The organism is Bradyrhizobium sp. (assembly GCF_019242285.1).
Lineage (GTDB): Bacteria > Pseudomonadota > Alphaproteobacteria > Rhizobiales > Xanthobacteraceae > Bradyrhizobium.
Map to the genome: position 1 here is coordinate 1 of NZ_JAFAVV010000920.1, position 2558 is coordinate 2558.

3 protein-coding genes are annotated in these 2558 nt (G+C 64.8%); all 3 read right to left on the reverse strand.

The window, feature by feature from the left end:
- Positions 1-738, reverse strand: a 738-nt coding sequence (gene istB / locus JOY90_RS37715; RefSeq protein ID WP_291696164.1) for an IS21-like element helper ATPase IstB, incomplete at its 3' end; no start/stop codon positions are given.
- Entirely contained in the window at positions 731-2239 is a 1509-nt protein-coding gene (gene istA / locus JOY90_RS37720; RefSeq protein ID WP_291696165.1) for an IS21 family transposase, read from the reverse strand. The genes istB and istA, both read right to left, overlap by 8 nt.
- A 27-nt stretch (positions 2240-2266) precedes the next feature.
- Positions 2267-2558 (reverse strand): hypothetical protein (locus tag JOY90_RS37725; protein WP_291696166.1); only part of this gene is annotated, 292 nt, incomplete at its 5' end.

A 2558-nucleotide genomic window follows, 5' to 3' on the forward strand; every position in this document is an offset into this window, starting at 1 on the left:
CCTGCGTTTGCGCGCGCGCTGCTTGCTTCGTTCCTGGGCTTCCTTGAGACGGTAGGAGTCTCCCTGGATTTCGAGGATCTCTGCGTGGTGGACCAGACGGTCGATCAGGGAGACGACGCAGGCGGCGTTCGGAAAGACCTCGTTCCATCCGCTGAAGGACTTATTTGTGGTGATAATGGTGCTCTTCTTTTCGTAGCGGCGGCTCACAAGTTCGAACAAAAGGTCGGCATGGCGGTTCGAATAGGATAAATACCCCACTTCGTCGATGTAGAGCAGCGCGGGACGTGCGTAGTGCCGGAGGCGACTTCGCAGGGCGGTATCGCTGTCGATAGCCGCAAGATCGCCGAGCATCTGGCCGGCGGTGGTGAACAGCACGGTATGACCGTGGACGACCGCCTGATAAGCGATGTTACACGCCAGCGTGGTCTTGCCGACGCCGTTCGGCCCGACCAGCACGACGTTGGCGGCATCCTTGAGGAACTCGAGCGTCATCAGGGATTCGAAGGCAGCGCGGTCGCAGGATTTGGGCCACGACCAGTCGAAGTCGCAGACCGGCTTGAAGCGTCCGAGGTGAGCGTTTGTGAGCCGGCGTTCGAGACTGCGCCGACCGCGCTCCTGCTCCTCCCATTCGATGGCGCGTTCGACCCATTCGGTGGCAGCAATTTCGTTCCAGTGCGCGAGGATCCCATACAGGCCGAGGGCTCCGGCGCGTGCATGCAGAGCGTCGAGTTTACTCATCAGTCGCGTCCTCTTTGTTGGTGAGGCTGAGCCGGTCATAGGTTTCAAGGCGGTGCGGTTTCACGATCGCGTCACGGGCTTTGACGTGGTCCGGCAAGTCGACGGCAATGGGCGGCGGCTGGTTTCGCTGCTCGCGGCGCCGGTCGAGCGCCAGGCGTACCGCGTTGGGGTGCGGCACGCCGCGCGCGAGCGCCTCATTGATCGCGGCGTCGAGCTCGGCGGCGCCATAGCGATCGAGCAGCCGCAGCAGGTCAGCGGTGATGGCGCCGAGATTGTCACCGCGGGTGGCCGCGCCCTGCAGCAGGGCCTGAGCGGTCGGCACTGCCGTTGCGAGGTGGTCGACGCCGCGGTGATGGCGCGCGGCGCGCTTCTCGTCGACGAGGTCCTGCAGATGAGCCGGGTCCTCGATCTGCTTGCCCTTGTCGTAGCTGCGGGGATGACGGGCGATCACCTCGGCGCCGTCGACGATGCGCACGATATCGGGATCGGCGAGCACAGTGAGAATGCGCTGCACCTTCGTGTGTGGAATGCTGTAGTCGTTCAGATCGAAGCGGACATAAGGTGTCTTGCCGGCCTTGACGGCGACACGCTCGCTCAGCGGATAGGAGCTGTCCGGCAACGCCAGCAGCTTGGGCGCTTCCTCGGCGAAGGCTTCGCGAACCGTGACGTCCCTGTTTTCGGGACACGGCCGGTCGGCGGCGATGCCGTTGCACCAGTCGTCGGCCTGGCTATTGAGATCATCGAGATCGCTGAACCGGCGCGCGGCGAAGAAGCTGTCGCGTGCATAGCGAATCGCCCGTTCGACTCTGCCTTTTTCGTTCCCCCTGCCCACCGCGACGGGACGCGGCTCGAAGCGATAATGGGCGGCGAACGAGAGCAGCACCGGATGGAAGCGGATCGCATCGCCGTGACGCTCGAGCACGGCGCTGCGAAGATTGTCATAAAGGAGGACCCGGGGACAGCCGTTCCAGGCAGCAAATGCCGCCGCATGGCCGCGCAGAAAGTTCTCCATCCTCGCGTCGAGGAAGAAGCGCAGGAAGATCCGGCGCGACCAGCTCAGCACCGTGACAAAGGCCATCAACGGCCGGCGGGCGCGTCCGATGGTGAGGTGCCCAAAGTGACCCCAGTCGATCTGGCCCTGGTCGCCGGGAAGGGTCCGCAAGCGCAGATAGGCCTCGGCGGGCGGGCGCGGACGAAGACAGCCGATCCTGTGCCGGAAGTGATCGGGACTGCCCTTGTAGCCGCGTTCGCACACCATCGCGAACAGGCGGCTGGCGGTGAGCCTGGGATACTTCTGCAGCGTCTCGAGGATCAGCGGCAGGTACGGGTCGACCTTTGTGGGACGTCGCGGCGGATCGGTGCCGGGCAGGCCGGCCTGATCCAGCACCCGGGTCACCGTGCCATGGTGCATGTGCAGCTGGCGGGCGATGGTGCCCCGGCGCCATTTCTCGACGTAATAGAGACGCAGGATCTGCGCCTCGACTTCGGGCGGGATCGTCATGAGCTCTCCTTGCGTCTGACACCGGGCCTACCGGCGCAGGAACACGAGACGGATGAAGGGGGAACAGCGACGTCCGCACCAATCACAGTGTGAGAACCGCGTCGCCGCCGCGTCCGCCGGCACAAAATCATCCGTCGGCCGTCGCCGGGAACCATGATGCGTCACTTCTTTTTCGCTGCGCTGTATATCCGACCATTCCGCGGGGCCTCGCCGGCCGCAAAGGTTCGTCTGGTTGGGATCGGAGGATCGCTTCGCGTACGCCCCCGCGTCCGCCGGCACGATGACGTCGGCCGGCGCGCGCTGACGCGTCACTTGGTTT

Coding starts and splice junctions, on each gene's coding strand:
- istA (WP_291696165.1), bottom strand. CDS start 2,239: ATGACGATCCCGCCCGAAGTCGAGGCGCAGATCCTGCGTCTCTATTAC.